Raw genomic sequence first — 16,627 nt, 5'->3', positions numbered from 1 at the left:
GTACCCCGCTGCTCTCAAGCTCAGCTCAAACCCCAGTGGAAGCCGGCTTGCCGGCGAACGGGCTGCAGGGCAGCCCTCTGCCAGATCACTATCAGAAGATGCTGATCGGGTACTCGACGAATACGCGGACTTCGTTGCCGTCGTCGAAGTAGCCGTTCTGGCGAACGCTTTCCGATGTGCGCAGCCAGGAACCACGCAGCTTGACCGACAGGTCCTTGGCCGGCCCGTCCTGAACTACATAGCGAAGCTGGTTGAAGATTTCACGCTCCTTACCTTCGCCGTAGCCGTGAGTGTTGATGTTGTCACCACGCACGTAAGCGATCTTGTAGGTCAGGCCCGGAACGCCGTAGGCGCCAAAGTCCAGACCATAGGCAACCTGCCAGGAACGCTCGTCTTCGGCGTTGAAGTCAGACCAGTAGGAGTTGGCCAGGTAGATGGTCGAACCGCCATCACCCACGCCACCTCGGTCCTGGTACCAGCCATAGTTGTAGCCAGTGCTGCCGGTGCTGCGCTGGTGCGCCAAGGTCACCGAGTGCGGGCCGAACGCATAGGTGGCCGCAAGGCTCCAGATCGTGTTGTCGTCACCAGTCAGGTCGGCTTTTTGCACGTACTTGCTGTTGATATCCGACTTGTAGCCGTTGAAGTCCAAGGTCAGGGATTGGTCTGCCGCGATCGGGAAGACGTAGTTCAGGCCCAGGTAGTGCTTCTTCATCACGTCTTCGATGTTGGACGTGTAGGCGGAGGCCGTGAAGTTGTCGGTGAATTTGTAGCTGCCACCGAACACATCAATCGATTTCAGGTGGCCGCTGTCACGCCCCTCGGCACTCTTGCGCGCCTCTTGGGTGAAATGACCGGCATTCAGTTCCAGGCCCTCGATCTCCTTGGAGGTGATGAAGGTACCGGTGTAGCTCTCAGGCAGCAGGCGGCTGTCGTCGTACTGCAGCACCGGCAGAGCAGGCATCATGTCACCGTACTTGAGTACAGTGTTGGATACGCGGAACTTGATCGCGGCGCCAGCACGCGCCAAATTGTGCGGCGAGTTCTTCGGCGCGGTGTCACTGGCCTTGAAGAAGTCGACGCCGGCAGCGCCGTTACGGCCTTTGCCACCGTCCAGGCGCACGGCATACAGGCCGAAAGCGTCAACGCCGACGCCCACGGTGCCCTGGGTGAAGCCGGAGGAGAAGTTGCCGATGAAAGCCTGGCCCCACTCGCTCTGGTCCTTGGTGCCGTGTTTCTTGTCGCGATCCATGTAAGCGTTACGCAGAAGAACGTTTGCGTGGCTGTCTTCGATAAAGCCCTTGCTCTCGGCCTGCTCATTGGCCTGGGCCTGGGTCGCGGCGATCATCGCCAAAGCGACCAGGCTGATCCTGGTTTTCAACATCTTGTTTTCCTTATTTCGTAATCAAAAACGCTCTGCAATATGACGCCAGGAACCAACGCCCCTTCGTAGGTTCGACGCTATGCGGATCCGAACTGAAAGGCCCGCCAATGGTCGTGTGGCGGGCCTTGTGCAGCAGCATGGCCAGGTCATGGCCAGCAGGCGTTGGCCGAATCCTAGCCGCGTGCGATTACAAATGTCAAAAACTCGTGAAATGCAGGTCGATATAACCAAAATAATGCCGTGACACAGGGCATTTCCATTCGCCTTACCAAGAACGACGGATAATTTTTCTGAAAGTAGCTAAGTCTTAGCACCGTGTAGGGTGTTTCAGCGAATGCGAGGCCGCGCCAATGACTAGTTACAAAGCGATACACATGTAAAGGCGAGCCTTTACAAATAGGTGAGCAAAGGCAAATAGCAAGCATTACCATTCGCACCACCTTATCAACTGCCTTAGGTCCGGATGCCTTCATGCTTGCCCCCTGCCGCCTTTCACCCCTGACGCTTGGCCTTTCGTTGCTGTTCAGCGCCAGCCTGGCCAGCGCCACAACCACCACCCTGCCCGAGTTGACGGTGACCGCAGACAGCGAGCGCGAAGAAGACAACCCTCGGATCAAGGAAGTGAGCACCGCCACCCGCACTTCCACCCCCGTGCGCTACGTTCCCCAAGCTATCGACACAGTGAAGACCGCCAATGTTTTGGACTATGGCAGCGACTCGCTGGGCAAGGCCCTTGAAGGCATACCCAACGTCAGCAGTGGCGCCGATACGCGCTTTGACAGCGTGCGCATCCGTGGCTTCGAGGCAAGCAACGATTTCTACCTGGACGGCATTCGCGACGACAGCCAGTACACGCGCGACCTGCACAACATTGAGCGTGTCGAAGTGCTCAAGGGGCCGGCAGCAGTGCTGTATGGCCGTGGCAGCCAGGGTGGCATCGTCAACCGGGTGAGCAAGGCGCCGGAACGTGGCCGCCGCTCCTCCATCCAAGCCCAGGGCGGTAGCGAAGACCTGCGCAGCCTGTATGCCGACCTTAGCGCCGACCCCAGCGACAACATCAGCCTGCGCCTGAACATGGGCAACCAGGACAACAACAGCTTCCGTGACGGCATCGATGGCAACCGCCAACTGTTCGCGCCGTCGATGAGCTGGCAGCTCAGCCCCGACCTCGACTGGCTGGTGCAGTACGAGTACAGCCGTTACAACCGTACCCCCGACCGCGGCATCCCCGGCGTGAATGGGCGCCCGGCGGATGTCAGCCGCAGCACCACCTACGGCGATACCCAGCGCGACTACATCGATGATCGTGCGCAGTCTTTGCATTCACGGCTCAACTACCAGCTCAACGACACCTGGCAACTGCGCCATACCCTGGGCCTGTTCAAGCTCGACAGCGAGTTCGACAACACCTACCTCACCGGCTACAACGCCAGCAACAACACGGTGACCCGCCAACGCTGGCAACAAGACCTGAACACCCGCAACCTGTTCAACAACCTTGAAGCCGAAGGCGATTTCGCCACCTGGGGCGTGGAGCACAAACTGCTGCTGGGCCTGGAGTTCGGCAACCAGCGCCGCGACCCAACCCTGTACACGGCTGCCGCCGCATCGGCCGGCGGCCGTCCGGTACCGGGCCTGGACCTGAACAACCCCAACCGCGCCCTGCAGCACACCGGGCCGATGGTGCTGTCGAGCAACAACCATACCGTGGTCGACAGCCGTGGCCTGTACCTGCAGGACCAGATTCGCCTCAACGATCAATGGCAGATCCTGGCGGGGGTGCGCTTTGACCAGTTCGAGGTAAAGACCACCAACAAGATACGCAACCTGTCAGAACAACAGGACAGCAACACCACCAGCCCGCGCCTGGGCGTGGTCTATACGCCGTGGCGCGACCACTCGTTCTACGCGTCGTGGAGCAAGACCTTCTCGCCCGTCGGCGGAGGCCTGATCGGTATCACGCCGGGCGCAGCCGGCAATACCAACGACACCAGCCCGGAGCTGACGCGGCAGAAGGAGCTTGGGGTAAAAAGCGACTGGCTCGACGAGCGCCTGACCACCACCCTCGCTGTTTACGAACTGGAGTTGTACAACCGCCGCACACGTGACCCGAACAACCCGGAAATCACCTTGCTGAGCGGGCTGCAACGCTCGCGTGGCATCGAACTGACTGCGACAGGCAACGTCGTCGGCAACTGGTACGTTCGCGGTGGCATCGGCTTGCAGGACGCGACCATCGTCAAAGACAACAACAACCTTGAAGGTAACCGCATCAACGACGTGGCCAAACGCAATGCCAGCCTGTTCGTAACCTGGAAACCGGAGTTGGGCTGGTACGCCGAAACAGGGCTGACGCTGGTGGGTGAGCGTTATGCCGACAACCAGAACACCACGGTAATGCCAGGATATGGGCGCTGGGATGCGCTGGTGGGGTTGCGCACCCGTGACTGGGACGTACGTGCGGCGCTGAGCAACATCACTGACAAGACTTACTACAGTTCGGCGACCAGTGCGGCGCAGATTCAGATCGGCGACCCACGCAGCCTGGTGGTCACCGGGACTTACAGCTTCTGAGGCTTCAAGGCCTGCAAATGAAAACGCCACCGCAAGCACGGTGGCGTTTCTCGGTGCGGGCTCCTGCCCTGTTCAGTGCCACACGCCCAGCAGCGCTTCCAGCTCCGCATCGCTGATCAGGCCCTGCGGGTAGCGGCCATCCAGCAAACGTCGTGGGTCGGTCGTCCTGACCCGATTGCTTCCATGGTGTTTCAACCAATGTGCCAAGGTTTTCAGCGCTTGGTGATTTACTGCCGATGGGCGCAAAGCCGTCTCACTTGCTGTGTTCATGTCTACACGTACTCCTTACCCCGTGAGCGGCTAATCTACGTCTTGATTGTTACAGAACGGAGTGACCGTACTGCTGAGTTAACTCCCTGAAAACAATACAAAACATATGCCATTTCGACATGCCGGACGTCGCGGCCCAAAAAAAACCCGTCAGGCGACGGGCTTTTTCTGCAGCGTTGCTTCAGCGCTTGACCGGCGCCGGTTGCTGCTGAGTCAGGCAGTGGATGTTGCCACCGCCCAGCAGCAGCTCACGCCCGGGGATCATCACCACTTCGTGGTCCGGGAAGACCTTGGCCAGAATGGCTCTGGCTTGGGCATCTGCCGGGTCATTGAAGCTTGGCGCGATGATGCCGCCGTTGACGATCAGGAAGTTCACGTAGGACCCGGCCAGGCGTACCGACGGGTCTCGCTCCTGGCTACCGACCACGTGATCGACACCGGCGCACTCTTCTTCAGTGGCGAACAGCGGGCCAGGAATGGGCATCTTGTGCACCACAAACTCGCGGCCTTTGGCATCACGGCTGTTTTTCAGCACGTCATAGGCAGCATGGCAGCGCGCATAGTTGGGGTCGTTGGAATCATCGGTCCAGGCCAGTAACACTTCGCCTGGGCTGACGTAACAGCAGAAGTTGTCGACGTGGCCATCGGTTTCGTCGTTGTACAGGCCATCGGGCAGCCAGACGATGGTCTCCACCGCCAGGTGCTCACGCAGGATCTCTTCGATCTGCTCACGGTTCAGGTGCGGGTTGCGGTTGCGGTTGAGCAGGCACTCTTCGGTAGTGATCAGGGTGCCCTCACCGTCCACATGGATCGAGCCGCCCTCAAGCACGAAGCCTTCGGTCTGGTAGCGCTGGCAACGCTCCATCTCCAGCACCTTGGCTGCCAGCTCCTCGTCGCGGTTCCACGGCGCGTACAGGCCGCCGTCGAAGCCGCCCCAGGCGTTGAAGCCCCAATCCACACCGCGCACCTCGCCCGAATCGTTGATGACGAAGGTCGGGCCGGTATCACGCACCCAGGCGTCGTCGTTGCTGATTTCCACCACACGGATGTTGGGCAGGTCGAGTTGACGGCGGGCGTTTTCGTACTGGCCGGCAGAAACAGCCACGGTAACCGGCTCGAAGCGGGCGATGGCCTTGGCCAGGGTGACGTGGGCAGCCTGGGCAGGCTTGCCTCCCAGGCGCCAGTTGTCCGAACGCTCGGGCCAGACCATCCACACCTGGCTTTGCGGCGCCCATTCGGCGGGCATGTGGAAACCGTCGGCGCGGGGGGTGGAGTTGAGGGTTTTCATGGGTAACCTCTGCAAAGGCCCTAGGCCGATGGTCAATTTGGATGCCGATTTTATAACCGATATATATCGGTATTAAAAGAATGAAAACGCTGAACGGCTGATAAAAATGCCGCTCAGGCCGATAACAATCGACATGAGCGGCATCGCTGATACTTACAACCCTTCGGACAGGATGCGGTCCACACTGTTCACAAAGTAGTCCACGCTGGCGCGCGTGGTGCACATCGGCGGCTTGATCTTGAGGATGTTCAGGTAGTCGCCGGTCGGCTGCATGAAGATCCCCAGGTCACGCAGGCGGTCGCACAGCACCATGGTTTCCTCAGTGGCCGGCTCCAGCGTCTGGCGGTCACGCACCAGCTCCAGCCCCAGATAGAAACCCGAACCATGCGTGGCACCGGCAAGCGGATGTTTATCGACCAACGCTTGCAGGCGCGCTTTGAAATACCGCCCGGTTTCGCGGGTGTTCTGCCACAACCCCTCCTCGTCCATCACGTCCAGCACCGCCATGCCGATACGGCAACTCACCGGGCTGCCGCCAGCCGAGGAGAAGAAGTAGCCCTGCGCCTCCAGCGCCTCGGCAATCTCGCGCCGGGTAATCACCGCCCCCAGTGGCTGGCCGTTGCCCATACCCTTGGCCATGGTGATGATGTCGGGCACCACACCCTGCTCCTCGAAGCCCCAGAAGTACTCACCCAGGCGGCCATAGCCCACCTGCACTTCATCGGCGATGCACACACCGCCGCGGGCACGGACCTTGGCATACGCCTCTTTCAAGTAACCCGCAGGCAGCGAGATACCACCGGCGTTGCCGTAAACCGGCTCGCAGATCATGCCGGCCAGCTGACGGCCACGGGCATCGAGGTCGGCAAGCTTGGCATCGACGTCACGCATGTAGTCGCCGGCACTGTCTGCGCCACGGTAGCGGCCACGGAAGGTATTCGGCGCCTCGACCGGGTGCACCCAGTCGGGCCGGGTTTCCAGGGCTTGCGGGTTGTCGGCAATGGACGTGGAAATGGCATCGGTCGCCACCGACCAGCCATGGTAGGCCTCCAGCACGCTGAGCAGGTCGCGCCCGCCGCTGTAGGCCCAGGCCAGGCGAATGGCCAGGTCGTTGGCCTCGGTACCACTGTTGACCAAGAACACTCGGTCAAAGCCCGCCGGCGCCAACTTGAGCAGGCGCTCGGAAAACTCGGCAATGGCCGCGTAATGGAAGCGCGAGTTGGTATTGAGCAACGACCATTGCCGTGCCGACTCGGCCACCATGCGAGGGTGACCATGGCCGAGTACCGCGACGTTGTTGAGCATGTCGAGGTAGGAGCGGCCTTGCATGTCGATCAGGTAGTTGCGCCAGCCGCGCTCGATGTGTGGTGGCTGTGCATAGTAGTGCTTCTGCGAGCGGGCAAAGCTGGCGTCGCGGCGGGCCAGCAATGCCTGGGGGTCGACCAGCGGCTCGGCATCGCAGTCGAAACCCAGCAAAGCTGCAGGCGAGGGGCACAGCGCCAGCCAGGCGGCAGCCTGGGAAGGTGCAGCGAACAGTGGCGGCTGGATGCCGGCGTCCAGGCACAGCTGCACACTGAGAAAACCACAGCTGCTGCCCAGCGCCTGTCCCTTGGCCACGGCCTGCCCGTCTGCGGGGGTATCTTCCAGGCCACTGAGCCACAAGGCCCACTGTGCCGTGCGCAAGCAGCCACGGCCATCGCCGTGGCGCTGCCAGGTCCCGGCTTGCGGGGCCTGTACCGCACTGCCGTTGGGCACATGCAATTCGACGCCCAGGGCGCAGGTGGCCGGCTCGTCAGGGCGGTCGATATGGGTTTGCGACAGGCGATACTGGCCATGCAGGCTGCAAGCAGGCGCGGGCTGGGCCGTCAGCTGACGCTGATCGAAGCCGGGCTGCTCCCAGTTACCGGCCTGGCAGTGGGGGCTGAGCACACCCAGGTCGACGCGCGTTACCGCCTCGCGGGCGAGGTCCGGCAGCAACAGGGCACAATCGGCGAGGTCCGGTCGGCTCGGTTCGATGCCGGCGGCCTGCAGAATGGCCGCTTCCATCAGGGCAAAAGGCACGGCGGTAGCGGTATCGAAGATCTCCCACTCATGGGCGATGTTGTCACGGATGTACTGGTTGCCCGGGTCCACGGCCAGTTGTTGCTCACTGCTGAGCACCAGCACCGCAGCGCGGTTGAGCACAAGCGGCCACAGGGCGCGCAACTCGGTTTCGCTCAGCGGGTTGAGGGCCTGGTAAGCGCGCACGGCCGGCAGGATGCGCAGCGGGTCGCCTTCGGCATGGTGCAGCAAGGCCGCGCAGGTCACCGACAAGTCGGCAATGCGCCAGGTACGCACCAGGTCACCGAAATCGATGATGCCCTGCAGTTGCCACTGGCGCTGCTCATCGCGGGCCCAGACGGCATTGTCATCGGTGATGTCCAGGTGCACGGCCTGGCTCGGCAAGGCGTCCACCAGCGGTGCCAGGTGTGCGGCGGCCAGGCCAGTGGCCTGCTCCAGGCAGGCGCGCTGCCCGGCATCCTGCAGCACTGGCAACAAATGCTCGATCAGCGCCTGGGCGTGTTGCGGGTCCCATTGCAGGGTGCGCACCAGGCCTGGGTGGTCGAAATCGGCCAAGGCTTTGTCGACCCGGGCGCACAGCGCGCCCAGTTCGGCCATCAGGCGAGGCTGCATGTGCTTGAGGCGGGTCAGCGGCTGCCCTTCTATATAATCGAGCAGGCGGGCGCGCAGCGGTTGGCCATCGATGTCCAGTGCCAACAACGACTGGCCGTCGCGTGCCGGGCGTACGGCAGGTACCGGCAACCCTTGCCCGCGCAGGTAAGCCAGCGCCGCATGCTGCGCCTCCAGTTCCATCTGGGCATAATTGCCGTGGCAAACCTTGAGCACAAACCGCTCCTGCCCCGTATCCAGACGCAAGTTCAGGTCTTGCTGGCTGCCAAGCGTAGTCAGGCTGCCGGCCAGGTCGTAATGCGCCTGAAGCAAGGCATGCGCCTGGGCTTCGCTGAGCGAAGGGCTTGGCAGGCTGGAACGCTGGATCAGGGTGCTGAGGGGCATGAAGATGGAACCTCTTTTACTTTTCGCTTATCTCGCCACTGCCAAGGCCGATACACAAGTGGCAATGATGAAATGATGATCGTGCGTCCACGCTCGGTCATGATGGCAATCCGGGCTGCAAAGCGCCAAGGCGGCTACATTGAACGAGGCCGGTACGGTCCACCCCTGAGTACACTGGTCAGAAAATTGCCATGAACATAATCGCAACAGACATACCCGACGTACTGATCATCGAGCCCAAGCTCTTCGGTGACAGCCGCGGCTTTTTCTTCGAAAGCTTCAATGCCCGCGAGTTTGCGCGGCTGACAGGCTTTGACGCCCATTTCGTCCAGGACAACCACTCCCGCTCACAGCGCGGCGTGCTCCGCGGGCTGCACTACCAGATCGATAACCCTCAGGGGAAACTGGTGCGGGTTGTGCTGGGCGAAGTGCTGGATGTGGCCGTGGACATTCGCCGCAGCTCACCGACATTCGGCCGCTGGGTAGCCACCCGCCTGTGCGCCGAAGACCACCGCCAGTTCTGGATCCCGCCAGGGTTCGCCCATGGTTTCCTGGTGCTGAGCGAATCGGCGGACTTCCTGTACAAGACCACCGACTACTACAACCCCGCCGCCGAGCGCTGCATCCGCTGGGATGATCCACAGCTGGCCATCGACTGGGGCGTGGAAGCGCCGCAGCTGTCGGCCAAGGACCAGGCCGGCGCACTGCTGGCTGACGCGGACCTGTTCCCATGAGGGTGCTCGTGTGTGGCCACAATGGCCAGGTCGCCCAAGCGCTGAAAACACAGCTGGCCGGCCTGGGCGAGATACACCTGCTGGGCCGCGACCAACTGGACCTGGCACAGCCCGAGGCCTTGCGTGAACCGCTGCGCCAGCTTGCCCCCGGGCTGATCATCAATGCTGCCGCCTACACCGCAGTGGACCAGGCCGAAACCGAGCCGGACACCGCCTTTGCGATCAATGCCCAAGCCCCAGGCGTGCTTGCCGAAGAAGCGCTGCGCCTTGGCGCACCGCTGATTCACTACTCCACCGACTACGTGTTCGACGGGGAAAAGGCCACGCCATACAACGAGCAGGACGTACCCAACCCGCTCGGTGTCTACGGGCGCAGCAAGCTTGCCGGTGAGCAGGCCGTCGCTGCCGTGGGCGGCGCACACCTGATTCTGCGTACCAGCTGGGTGTACTCGCTGCACGGGCGCAACTTCCTGCTGACCATGCAACGCCTGCTGCAGGAAAAACCGCAACTGCGAGTGGTCGACGACCAGATCGGCGCGCCAACCTGGGCCACGACCATCGCCCTCAGCACCCGCGTGCTGATCGAGCGCTGGCAGGCTGGCCGGGCCGGTGCCTGGGGCACCTATCACCTGGCCGCCCAAGGCCAGACCTCGTGGTTCGGCTTTGCCCAGGCCATCGGCGAGCAGCTCAAGGCCCGCGGCCTGCCCTGCGCCGAGCTGCTGCCGATCCCCTCCAGCGAATACCCCACGCCCGCGCGCCGGCCGGCCAACTCGCGCCTGGACTGCTCACGCCTGGCCCGCGAGTGGGGCGTAACGCTACCGCACTGGCAGCAGGCGCTGATCGACTGCCTCAAGTAGCGCATAATTGCGCCAGACCCTTCTGGCGCATTTACGCGATGATTGCAAAACCCACGCACCCACGCCGTCCCCGCTGGCGCAGCCTGGCCCTGTTGGCCCTGTGCCTGGCCCCTTTGCTGTGGCCGCTGCATCACCTTGCCGAACGCTATTATCAGGACGAACTGGCGTCGCAGAATCGCCAGACCCTGGACCTGTACGTCGCCAACCTGCTCGGCACCCTGCACCGCTACGAAACCCTGCCGCAGATTCTTGGCGAATTGCCGGCGCTGCGCGGCGTACTGGCCGACCCGTTCAAGCTCGAAGCGGTGACCAACGCCAACCGCCTGCTCAAAGACATCGCCCACCAGACCGGTGCCGAGGTGATGTACCTGATGGACGTCAGCGGCAATACCCTGGCCGCCTCCAACTGGGACAAGCGCGACAGCTTCGTGGGCCGCAATTTCGCCTTCCGCCCGTACTTCAACGAGGCCATGGCCGGGCAACTTGGGCGCTTCTTCGGCCAAGGCACCACGTCGGCCAAGCGCGGCTACTTTTTTGCCGCTGCCGTGCATGACCGTGAACGCATCGTCGGGGTATTGGTGGTCAAGGTCGACCTGGACCACACCGAGACCCTCTGGGGCAATACGCCCGAGCAATTGCTGCTGACCGACCACAACGGTGTGGTGATCCTCACCTCGCGGCCCGACTGGCGCTTTCGCGCCACGCGCGAGCTGACCGAGGCCGAGCGCCAGGCGATCATCGCCATCCAGCCCTACCCGACCCAGGCGCCACAGCCGCTGGTACTCAACCAGAACGCTTGGCTGACCCAGACGCGTGACATCAAGGAGACCGGCTGGCAGGTCAGCATCCTCGCACCACGCATGCTGGTCGACCGTTCGGTGCAAACCGTCATGGCCATTGGTGGCGGCGCACTGCTGGTGCTGATGCTGCTGGCCGGCCTGGTGATGCAACGCCGCCGGCACTATATCGACCGTATCGACTTCGAAGCCCGGGGCCGCCAGGAGCTGGAAAATCGTGTGGCCCAGCGCACCGCCGACCTGGAAGGCCTCAACAACCGCCTGAAAAGCGCGGTACTGGAGCGCGAGAATGCCCAGCAGGAGCTGGTGCGCGCACAGGACGAGCTGGTGCAGGCGGGCAAGCTGTCGGTGCTCGGCACCATGTCGGCGAGCATCAGCCACGAACTGAACCAGCCCTTGGCAGCCATCCGCAGTTACGCGGAAAACGCCGAGATCCTGCTCGATCACCAGCGCACTGAAGATGCCCGCGGCAACCTCAAGCTGATCGGCGAACTGACCGGGCGCATGGCCTCGATCATCGCTCACTTGCGGGCCTTCGCCCGGCGGGACCGCCATGCGCCGGAAAGCGTGGCCCTGCAGCCGGCGCTGGACGACGCCCTGGCGCTTCTGGCCAAACGCCGCCGAGCGATGGCCGTTGAGCTGATCCGTGACCTGCCCGATGCCACCCTGTGGGTACAGGCCGGGGAGACACGCCTGCGCCAGGTGCTCGGCAACCTGCTGGCCAACGCCCTCGATGCCCTGACTGAAAAAGCCAACCCGCGCCGCCTGTGGCTGAGTGCCGAAAAGCGCGATGACTACGTCTACCTGTTCATCCGCGACAATGGCCCGGGCTTCAGCCGGCAGGCCCTCGAGCACGCCAAGGAGCCGTTCTTCACCACCAAGACCCGCACCCAGGGCCTGGGCTTGGGCCTGGCCATCTGCGAAAGCCTGATGCGTGCCCTGGGCGGTGAACTGCTGCTGGCCAACCACCCGGAAGGCGGCGCCCTGCTCACCCTGCAAATGCGCGTGGCAGCGCCCGGCGCCAACCTGCAACCATCGGAGGACCCCTCGGCATGACCCCCGAGATACAGATCGACAGCCAAGCCCAGGTGCTGCTGGTCGACGACGACCCACACCTGCGCCAGGCCTTGAGCCAAACCCTCGACCTGGCGGGGCTGAAGGTGGTTGCCCTGGCCGACGCCCAAGGCCTGGCCGAGCGCCTGGAGCCCGACTGGCCTGGCGTGGTGGTCAGCGACATCCGCATGCCCGGCATCGATGGCTTGCAACTGCTCGAACAATTGCACGGGCGTGACAAGGAACTGCCAGTGCTGCTGATCACCGGCCACGGCGATGTGCCCCTGGCGGTGCAGGCCATGCGTGCCGGCGCCTACGACTTCCTTGAAAAACCTTTTGCCAGTGAAGCCCTGCTCGACAGCGTGCGCCGCGCCCTGGCCCTGCGCCGGCTGGTGCTCGACAACCGCAGCCTGCGCCTGGCCTTGAGCGACCGCCAGCAACTGGCCACCCGCCTGGTCGGCCATTCGCCCGCCATGCAGCGCCTACGCGAACAGATCGGCGCCTTGGCCGGCACCCGCGCCGACGTGCTCATCCTCGGCGAAACCGGCGCTGGCAAGGAGGTGGTGGCCCGCGCCCTGCACGACCTGTCCAGCCGCCGCGATGGGCCATTCGTGGCCATCAATGCCGGCGCCCTGGCCGAGTCGGTGGTCGAAAGCGAGCTGTTCGGCCATGAGCCCGGCGCGTTCACCGGCGCGCAGAAGCGCCGCATCGGCAAGTTCGAGTTCGCCAATGGCGGCACGCTGTTCCTCGACGAAATCGAAAGCATGAGCCTGGACGTGCAGGTGAAGTTGCTGCGCCTGCTGCAGGAACGGGTGGTCGAGCGCCTGGGCGGCAACCAGTTGATCCCACTGGACATCCGCATCATTGCCGCAACCAAGGAGGACCTGCGCCAGTCCGCCGACCAAGGCCGCTTCCGTGCCGACCTTTACTACCGCCTGAACGTGGCACCGCTGCGCATCCCGCCGCTGCGCGAGCGAGGGGATGACATCCTGGTGCTGTTCCAGCATTTCGCCGATACCGCCAGCCAACGCCACGGCCTGCCACCGCAAACCCTGCAGCCAGCGCACCGGGCCATGCTGCTGCGCCATGCCTGGCCAGGCAATGTGCGCGAACTGCAAAACGCCGCCGAGCGTTTCGCCCTTGGCCTGGAGCTGGCGCTCGATAACCAGGCGCCCGCTGCCGCAGCGCCCACAGCCCCGCTTCAGCTGGGCAACCTCAGCGAACAGGTCGAGCAGTTCGAGCGTTCGTTGATTGCCGCCGAACTGGGCCAGCCGCACAGCTCCATGCGCAGCCTGGCAGAGGCACTCGGTATCCCGCGCAAAACCTTGCATGACAAGCTGCGCAAGCACGGCCTCAGTTTTGACGGTGGCCACAGCGGGCCTGACGACCACGAGGACAACCGCCCATGAACAGCGACAGCCAGTACCTGCAGGGCGTCCTGCACAGCGACATTCCCCTGACCCGTGAAATGGGCCTGCAGGTCATCGATTGGCAAGGGCAGAGCCTGCGCCTGCAGCTGCCGCTGGCCGCCAACGTCAACCACAAAAGCACCATGTTCGGCGGCAGCCTGTACTGCGCCGCCGTGCTGGTGGGCTGGGGCTGGTTGCACCTGCGCCTGCGCGAGCTGGGCATCGACGACGGGCATATCGTCATTCAGGAAGGGCAGATCAGCTACCCGCTGCCGGTCACCGGCACGGCAGTGGCGCGCTGCGCCGCACCGGACGAAAAAACCTGGGAGCGCTTCGTTGCGATGTATCAGCGCCGTGGCCGTGCGCGGCTGACGCTGGACACCACGGTTTGCAATGCTGGCAGCGACGAGCCCGCCGTGAGGTTCAGCGGGCAGTATGTGTTACATCGCTGAGGCGAGCTGGATCAGCGCCTGACGCCAGCTGGCAGCCGCGGGAAGTGCCAGGAAGAAGGGGTTGAGCAGGGATTCGCGTGGCGGGTAGCGGAACGGCTGGCCATCCACGCCGATCACTTCGCCGCCTGCCCCTTCCAGCACACCTTGCGCCGCAGCGGTGTCCCACTGCGAGGTCGGCGCCAGGCGCGGGTAGCAGTCGGCGCTGCCTTCGGCCAGCAGGCAGAACTTGAGCGAGCTGCCGATATTGGCCAGCTCCAGCTCACCGACAGCAGCGCCAAGGCCAGACAACAACGCTTCCTGCTGTGGGCTGGAATGGCGACGGCTGGCCACCACGGTGAAACGACCATCGGCAGGTGGCGCGTTACGGACCTGGACCGGCTGGGGCTCGCCGCCCGCCTCTGCCCGCCAGGCACCCAGGCCTTGGCCACCGAAATAACAGCGGCCGCTGGTGGGCATCGAAACCACGCCAAACACCACTTCGCCGTTTTCGATCAGCGCGATATTGACGGTGAACTCTTCGCTGCCCGCGATGAACTCCTTGGTACCGTCCAAAGGGTCGACCAGCCACCAGCGCTGCCAGCCCTGGCGCTCGGCCAACGGAATATTGCAGTCTTCCTCGGACAGCACGGGGATCTGCGGCGCCATTGCCTGCAGGCCGTCAGCGATAACCCGGTGTGCGGCCAGGTCGGCGGCGGTCACCGGCGAATCATCCGCCTTGTTGGTCACCGCCACGTCGGCGCGCCAGAACGGCAGGATCGCCTGCCCTGCCAGGCCGGCCAGTTTCACCACTTCATGCATCAGTTGCTGGTCGTTCATACGTCGAGCAGCCCCCGCTGAATCAGCAGGTCACGCGCCAGGTACAACGCCGCCAGCGCCCGCCCCTCGCTGAACTGGGGGTGCATGGCCAGCGCCGAGAGTTCGCGAAGGTTGACCTTGTCGACCCGCATCGGCTCCGGCTCGTCGCCCTCCAGCCGCTCTTCGTAAAGGTCGGTGGCCAGCACCACCTGGATCTTCTGGCTCATGTAGCCGGGGGACAGCGACAGCTCGGTCAAGTGTTCCAGCTGGCGCGCGCCAAAGCCGGCTTCTTCCTTGAGTTCCCGGTCAGCCGCTGCCAGCACATCCTCGCCCGGTTCGATCAGGCCTTTGGGCAGGGACAGTTCGTATTCATCTGTGCCACCGCAATACTCCTCCACCAGCACCGCGTGTTCGGCATCGAGCATGGCCACGATCATGACGGCGCCGTATCCATTGCCGCGCCCGACCAGGCGCTCGTAGGTGCGCTCGTTGCCGTTGCTGAAACGCAACTGCACGGCCTCGACGCGGAACAAGCGGCTGCTGGCGACGATCTCGCGGCTGAGAACGGTGGGTTTCTGGCGCATGGGGCGGCTCCTTGGCGTGAACGGGTTACTATACCGTGGCTTGCCGACTGAACGAGAGTTTCCCATGCCTGTTCTTCCCTGGTCTGCCATCGATACTGTCCTGCTGGACATGGACGGCACGCTGCTCGATTTGCACTACGACAACCGCTTCTGGCTGGAGCACCTGCCCCAGCGCTACGCCCAGGTGCACGGCGTAAGCCGGGCGATGGCCGAAATGGAGCTGCAGCCGCTGTTCGAACGCAATGCCGGCACGCTCAACTGGTACTGCCTGGACTTCTGGAGCCGCGAGCTGAACTTGCCGATCCGCGAACTCAAGCGCGAGATCGCCGACCTGATCGCCCTGCGCCCAGACGCCGATACCTTCCTGGCAGCGATCCGCCAGGCCGGCAAGCGCGTGGTCATGATCACCAATGCGCACCGCGATTCGCTGTCGTTGAAGCTGGAGCGGGTGGAACTGGCGCCGTATTTCGAGCGGCTGATCAGTTCGCATGATTACGGCTACCCGAAAGAAAGCCCGCAGTTCTGGGATGCGTTGCAGGCCGATATCGGGTTCGAGCCTGGGCGCAGCCTGTTCATCGACGACACCTTGGCCATTCTGCGCAGTGCCCAGCGGTTTGGCGTGGGGCATTTGCTGGCCGTGCGCCAGCCCGATAGCCAGGCGGCGCCGCGCGATACCCAGGAGTTTGCGGCAGTCGAGGATTACCGGGAGTTGCTGGTAGGTCTTTAAGGCCAGATCGCCGGCAAGCCGGCCACAGGTACTCCACACCTATTCAGAGCGGTGCTTGTCCTGTGGCCGGCTTGCCGGCGATTGGCCGGAGCAGACGATAGAGATCTGTCAGTCCGGAATCCGCAGCACCTGCCCCGGATAGATCTTGTCCGGGTGCTTGAGCATCGGCTTGTTGGCTTCGAAGATCTTGTTGTACTGGCCGGCGTTGCCATACACGACCACGGCAATGGCTGACAGCGTGTCACCCTTTTTCACGGTTACGAACCGCGCAGCCTGAACGACCGGCCCAGTTACAGTGATCTGATCATCAACGCTGGCCACACCACTTATGTTGCCGGCCGCGAGGATGATTTTCTCCTTCTCCTCCTGGCTGGCCACCTCGCCCTTGAGGGTGATCTTGTCACCCTCTACCGTAGCGGTGATGTTCGGGTTACCCAGGCCGACGCTCTCCACGTGTTTCTTCAGCTGCTCCTCGGCATTGGCATTGCCTGGGGTCAGCAGGTCGATCAACTTCTCGCCGGCTTCCTTCACGAAACTGAAAAGGCTCATTGCGTTCTCCATGTTGACGATAACCTCGGAAACACGAGTCTAGGCCAGGATTTCCTCCCCCGCCCCACTGCGACCAATCGACGCGGTCTATCAAGGCATAGAC

At 63.3% G+C, this 16,627-nt stretch carries 14 protein-coding genes; 7 read left to right on the top strand and 7 right to left on the bottom strand.

Annotated elements, in window-relative coordinates; genetic code table 11:
• Positions 1–91: 91 nt before the first annotated feature.
• The gene (locus tag ACEWE8_RS23220; RefSeq protein ID WP_125924681.1) at positions 92–1,381 is read right to left on the bottom strand and encodes an OprD family porin; all 1,290 of its coding nucleotides are present in this window, start codon (positions 1,379–1,381) and stop codon (positions 92–94) included.
• 471 nt (positions 1,382–1,852) lie between these two features.
• On the opposite strand from ACEWE8_RS23220, the gene ACEWE8_RS23215 reads away from it, so the two are divergent.
• Positions 1,853–3,955: a TonB-dependent siderophore receptor gene (locus tag ACEWE8_RS23215; RefSeq protein ID WP_046788246.1), complete on the top strand. Its 2,103-nt coding sequence runs from the start codon at positions 1,853–1,855 to the stop codon at positions 3,953–3,955.
• Positions 3,956–4,027: 72 nt separating this feature from the next.
• On the opposite strand, the gene ACEWE8_RS23210 is transcribed toward ACEWE8_RS23215, so the two are convergent.
• From ACEWE8_RS23210 to ACEWE8_RS23200, 3 genes are all read right to left on the bottom strand, one after another.
• Positions 4,028–4,225, bottom strand: coding sequence for a hypothetical protein (locus tag ACEWE8_RS23210; RefSeq protein ID WP_012316698.1), 198 nt, complete (start codon positions 4,223–4,225; stop codon positions 4,028–4,030).
• 181 nt (positions 4,226–4,406) lie between these two features.
• Positions 4,407–5,513, bottom strand: coding sequence for an agmatine deiminase (gene aguA / locus ACEWE8_RS23205; RefSeq protein ID WP_046788245.1), 1,107 nt, complete (start codon positions 5,511–5,513; stop codon positions 4,407–4,409).
• A 153-nt stretch (positions 5,514–5,666) separates the two neighbouring features.
• Positions 5,667–8,567, bottom strand: a complete 2,901-nt coding sequence (locus ACEWE8_RS23200) for an aminotransferase (RefSeq protein ID WP_046788244.1) — start codon at positions 8,565–8,567, stop codon at positions 5,667–5,669.
• Between the two features lie 191 nt (positions 8,568–8,758).
• Between ACEWE8_RS23200 and rfbC the strand changes: the two genes are divergently transcribed.
• The 5 genes from rfbC to ACEWE8_RS23175 are packed head-to-tail and all read left to right on the top strand — an operon-like array spanning position 8,759 to position 13,869.
• Entirely contained in the window at positions 8,759–9,301 is a 543-nt protein-coding gene (gene rfbC / locus ACEWE8_RS23195) for a dTDP-4-dehydrorhamnose 3,5-epimerase (RefSeq protein ID WP_046788243.1), read from the top strand.
• A complete protein-coding gene (gene rfbD / locus ACEWE8_RS23190; protein ID WP_046788242.1) occupies positions 9,298–10,158 on the top strand; it encodes a dTDP-4-dehydrorhamnose reductase in 861 nt (286 codons plus the stop codon). The genes rfbC and rfbD overlap by 4 nt, the downstream gene beginning before the upstream one ends.
• Before the next feature lie 38 nt (positions 10,159–10,196).
• A complete protein-coding gene (locus tag ACEWE8_RS23185; protein ID WP_046788241.1) occupies positions 10,197–12,011 on the top strand; it encodes an ATP-binding protein in 1,815 nt (604 codons plus the stop codon).
• Positions 12,008–13,417 (top strand): sigma-54 dependent transcriptional regulator, encoded by a 1,410-nt coding sequence (locus tag ACEWE8_RS23180; RefSeq protein WP_046788240.1) that lies wholly within the window; start codon positions 12,008–12,010, stop codon positions 13,415–13,417. Before ACEWE8_RS23185 ends, ACEWE8_RS23180 begins: the two co-directional genes overlap by 4 nt.
• Positions 13,414–13,869, top strand: coding sequence for a YiiD C-terminal domain-containing protein (locus ACEWE8_RS23175; RefSeq protein WP_039604210.1), 456 nt, complete (start codon positions 13,414–13,416; stop codon positions 13,867–13,869). The genes ACEWE8_RS23180 and ACEWE8_RS23175 overlap by 4 nt, the downstream gene beginning before the upstream one ends.
• On the opposite strand, the gene cysQ is transcribed toward ACEWE8_RS23175, so the two are convergent.
• Together cysQ and nudE are read right to left on the bottom strand one after the other, a co-directional pair.
• Positions 13,858–14,685 carry a 3'(2'),5'-bisphosphate nucleotidase CysQ gene (gene cysQ / locus ACEWE8_RS23170; protein WP_046788239.1) on the bottom strand — a complete coding sequence of 276 codons (828 nt, stop codon included), beginning with the start codon at positions 14,683–14,685 and terminating at the stop codon, positions 13,858–13,860. The two genes, ACEWE8_RS23175 and cysQ, sit on opposite strands and share 12 nt — an antisense overlap.
• The gene (nudE, locus tag ACEWE8_RS23165; RefSeq protein ID WP_046788238.1) at positions 14,682–15,248 is read right to left on the bottom strand and encodes an ADP compounds hydrolase NudE; all 567 of its coding nucleotides are present in this window, start codon (positions 15,246–15,248) and stop codon (positions 14,682–14,684) included. Before nudE ends, cysQ begins: the two co-directional genes overlap by 4 nt.
• A gap of 64 nt (positions 15,249–15,312) precedes the next feature.
• Between nudE and yrfG the strand changes: the two genes are divergently transcribed.
• Positions 15,313–15,975, top strand: coding sequence for a GMP/IMP nucleotidase (gene yrfG, locus ACEWE8_RS23160; RefSeq protein WP_046788237.1), 663 nt, complete (start codon positions 15,313–15,315; stop codon positions 15,973–15,975).
• Between the two features lie 108 nt (positions 15,976–16,083).
• Here the strand turns inward: yrfG and lysM are convergent, their stop codons facing one another.
• Positions 16,084–16,524, bottom strand: coding sequence for a peptidoglycan-binding protein LysM (gene lysM, locus ACEWE8_RS23155; RefSeq protein ID WP_046788236.1), 441 nt, complete (start codon positions 16,522–16,524; stop codon positions 16,084–16,086).
• Positions 16,525–16,627: the final 103 nt, after the last annotated feature.

It is taken from the genome of Pseudomonas sp. TR47, assembly GCF_044143025.1.
In the GTDB taxonomy this organism is placed as follows: domain Bacteria; phylum Pseudomonadota; class Gammaproteobacteria; order Pseudomonadales; family Pseudomonadaceae; genus Aquipseudomonas; species Aquipseudomonas putida_E.
Note: the sequence above shows the minus strand (reverse complement) of the source record. Positions and strands in the feature narration are given on the sequence as shown.